Source organism: Arthrobacter sp. CG_A4 (genome assembly GCF_035985125.1).
Lineage (GTDB): Bacteria > Actinomycetota > Actinomycetes > Actinomycetales > Micrococcaceae > Arthrobacter.
The window spans coordinates 1-3,335 of record NZ_JAXCID010000089.1; the positions used below are offsets into that span (position 1 = coordinate 1).

Here is a 3,335-nt window from a genome sequence, read left to right on the forward strand (position 1 = left end):
TGTTATGCGTCGCAGTGTTTGGCGGTGTGGGCGTCTTTGGGCGTGACGAGAAGGGTTTTTTGCCGCGGGGTCTTGATTTAGTGTCGTCGGCGGCGTCAGGCTGACGATGACCGGATAGGACGAACGGTCCGGCGTGAGGTTCGAAGGTTCACGCCGGACCGTTCTGACGCGTAAAGGCCGCGCTGATGCTCACGGTAAATCATGAGGCTTTTTCTGTCGAGTCGGATCTGGTCGGCGGCCGGTTGGCGTGTCCGGGGTGCAAGGGGAGGCTGCGCCCGTGGGGCTGGGCGCGGGAACGGCTGATCCGCCACGGCACCGGGGCGCGGCGGTCCTTGGTGCGCCATCGTCCGCGCCGGGGACGATGCAGCGGATGCGCGGCCACGCACGTGCTGCTCGAAGCGGGCCTGGCTGCGCGCCGGGCCGATGCGGCCGCGGTGATCGCCGCCGCCATCGAGGCCAAGGCTGCCGACGGGACCGGCCACCGCCCGATTGCGGCCCGGCTGGGCCGGCCTGCCTCCACGGTGCGCGGCTGGCTGCGCGCATTCGCCGCTTCCGCCGGTCCGATCGCCGAAGGGTTCACCGCTCTGGCCCACCGTGACGGTGCGGACGCGGCCGGGCTCTGGCCTGCCCCGGCTCCCACTCCGGCCGGCCGGGCGCTGGCCGCGGTGGCGGCGTACGCAGGTGTGCTTGCGGCCCGGTTCGGCGTCGCCACCCTGGCGTGGCAGAGTGCCGGGCTCACCGCTGCGGGTCCGTTCTTCTTCAGCGCCGGCCGGTGGCAGGGCCGGGGCCAACACGAGGTGGCCCTTATGCCCGGCATCGCGGACGGCAAGGGTGGGAGGAGCGCCGGCTCATCGTGGCCGGGGCCATCGTTACCTGACCTTGTGGAGGATAGAGACCCATGACAGAATCCGAACCGCAGCGCGGGCCCCTGGCCCGCAGGGACCGGGCGGAGAAGACCGCGTTGTTCCGTTACCAGCTCATCCGCGAGGCCGCGGACAAGTCTTTGACCACCCGCCAGCGCGGGCCCCTGGTCCGTGCCCTGGCCGCCGCAGAGCACACCGGCCCGTCCGGGGAGATCGTGCGCTACTCGCGGGAGACCCTGGACCGGTGGATCAGCGCCTGGCAGCGCAAGGGATTCGACGGGCTCAAGCCGCGGGAAAGGGCCGCCGGCCCGGTGACCCCGGTAACAGTGCTGTCCCTGGCCGCGACGCTGAAGCTCGAGCGCCCCCACCGCACCGCGGCGCAGGTGCGCAGGATCATGGCCGAGACCCTCGGCGACGCGCCGTCCGAGTCCACGCTGCTGCGCCACTTCCGCACCCTGGAGATCCCCACCGGCACGCAGGCGCAAGCCACCGGCCGGTTCGAAGCGGCCCGGCCGAACGAGATCTGGGTCGGCGACGGGCTCCACGGGCCCCGGATCGGGGGCCGGAAGACCTACCTGTTCGCGTTCCTGGACGACCACTCACGCCTGGTGACCGCGGCCCGCTGGGCGTTCGCCGAAGACGCCGTGAGGCTCTCGGCCGCGCTGCGCCCGGCACTGCAGGCCCACGGAATCCCCGACGCCGTGTATGTTGACAACGGTTCAGCGTTTGTCGACGCGTCGCTGGCCAGGATCTGCGCCCGGCTGGGCATGAAGCTGATCCATTCCCGGCCCTACCGGCCCCAGGGCCGGGGAAAGATCGAGCGCTTCTTCAATACGGTGAGCTCCCAGTTCCTCTCCGAGATCACCGTGCTCCAGGCCCCGGTCCAGACCACCGTTCCGGGCACCGGACCGGTCGGGAACCCCGGGGAGGATCCCGACGGGACCGCAATCACCTCGCTGGAGGAACTGAACGCGCTGTTCATCTCCTGGGTGCAGATGGTCTACCACCGCGCTGTTCATTCCACCACCGCGATGACGCCGCTGGCCCGCTGGGACGCAGGCTGGGAAAACCGGCGCCCCGACCGCCGGGCCCCGGACGTGATCGCCGAAGCGTTCCGCTGGTCCGCGACGCGGAAAGTCACCAAGACCGCGACGGTGTCCCTGCAGGGCAACACCTACCAGGTCGACCCGGGCCTGGCCGGCACCCGCGTCGAGCTGGTCTATGACCCGTTCGACCTGACCGGGCCAGTCGCGGTCACCACGGCCGGCGGCGTCCCGGCCGGGGAAGCTGTCCTCCTGGAGATCCGCCGGCACGTCCACCCCAAGGCCGTCAACGCCGCCAAAGACGCCGACGCCGGCGCGAGGAACGCCGCCTCCGGGATTGACTACCTCCGCCTTCTCGAAACCCGCCACAAAACCGCGATGACCGGCGCCCCGATCAGCTACGACAAAATCACCACAACCGCCGCGACAACCACAACGGTTGCAAGCGCCGCGGCCCAGACCCCGGGAGGAACCCCGTGAGCATCGAGAACCTGCAAACGCACTACGGCTTTACCCGCATGCCCTTCGGCCGCTCCATCCCGCCCCAGGCCCTGCACCCCCACCCCGGGCACCGCGAAGCGATCGCCCGGATCCAGTGGTGCATCAGTCAACGCCAGATGGGCGTGATCACCGGGGAAGTAGGCGCCGGCAAGACCGTCGCCGTCCGCGCAGCACTGGCCCAGCTCGAGGCCTCCCGGCACCAGGTAATCTATATCGCGGACCCCACGATCGGCATGCGCGGAATCCAGTCCCAGATCGTGACCGCGCTCGGCGGGACCCCGGCGTTCTACTCCGGGGTCCTCGCGCACCAGACCGCATCCATGCTCGCCGGGGAACTGGACGAACGCGCCCGCCTGCCCGTCGTCGTCATCGACGAGGCCCACCTGCTGGGCAACACCGACCTGGAATCCCTGCGGATGCTCACCAACACCGAGATGGACACCGGCAGCCACTTCGCACTGCTACTCGTCGGCCAACCCACCCTGCGCCGCCGGCTCAAACTCGCGGTCCTGGCCGCCCTGGACCAACGGATCTCCACCAGATTCGCGATCACCGGCATGGACCAGGCCGCCACCGCCGACTACATCCGCCACCACCTCAAATTCGCCGGCAGATCCGACACCCTGTTCTCCGACGACGCCGTCGCCGCGATCCATCAGGCCGCCCGCGGATACCCCAGGGCCGTGAACAACCTCGCCGTCTCCGCCCTGATCGCAACCTACGCCGGAGACAAAGCCATCGTGGACCTCTCCGCAGCCCAGTCCGCGATCACCGAGAACAGCGAGTAAAACCAGCCGTCACCGATGACGGCCACCACGTCAACCCGACAACGAACGCCCCGCCGGAACCCGCCGGCGGGGCATTTCTATGCCCGGCCCGTCATCACCGGACGTGACGCCGCCACAGTCAAATAACGCGACGGGTAACA

The 3,335-nt window shown here is 69.8% G+C and carries 3 protein-coding genes; all 3 read left to right on the forward strand.

The genetic code is table 11. The features are described 5' to 3' along the window. Window positions 1-386 precede the first annotated feature (386 nt). Genes RCH07_RS19060 through RCH07_RS19070 form a run of 3 tightly spaced genes read left to right on the forward strand, consistent with a single transcriptional unit; the run spans window position 387 to window position 3,195 of the window. On the forward strand, window positions 387-902 hold the full coding sequence (locus RCH07_RS19060) for a hypothetical protein (RefSeq protein WP_326969062.1): 516 nt from the start codon (window positions 387-389) through the stop codon (window positions 900-902). Next, the gene (locus RCH07_RS19065; protein ID WP_326969063.1) at window positions 899-2,386 is read left to right on the forward strand and encodes a DDE-type integrase/transposase/recombinase; all 1,488 of its coding nucleotides are present in this window, start codon (window positions 899-901) and stop codon (window positions 2,384-2,386) included. The genes RCH07_RS19060 and RCH07_RS19065 overlap by 4 nt, the downstream gene beginning before the upstream one ends. Beyond that, window positions 2,383-3,195 carry an ExeA family protein gene (locus tag RCH07_RS19070; protein WP_326969064.1) on the forward strand — a complete coding sequence of 271 codons (813 nt, stop codon included), beginning with the start codon at window positions 2,383-2,385 and terminating at the stop codon, window positions 3,193-3,195. The genes RCH07_RS19065 and RCH07_RS19070 overlap by 4 nt, the downstream gene beginning before the upstream one ends. Window positions 3,196-3,335: the final 140 nt, after the last annotated feature.

Coding starts and splice junctions, on each gene's coding strand:
- RCH07_RS19065 (WP_326969063.1), top strand. CDS start 899: ATGACAGAATCCGAACCGCAGCGCGGGCCCCTGGCCCGCAGGGACCGG.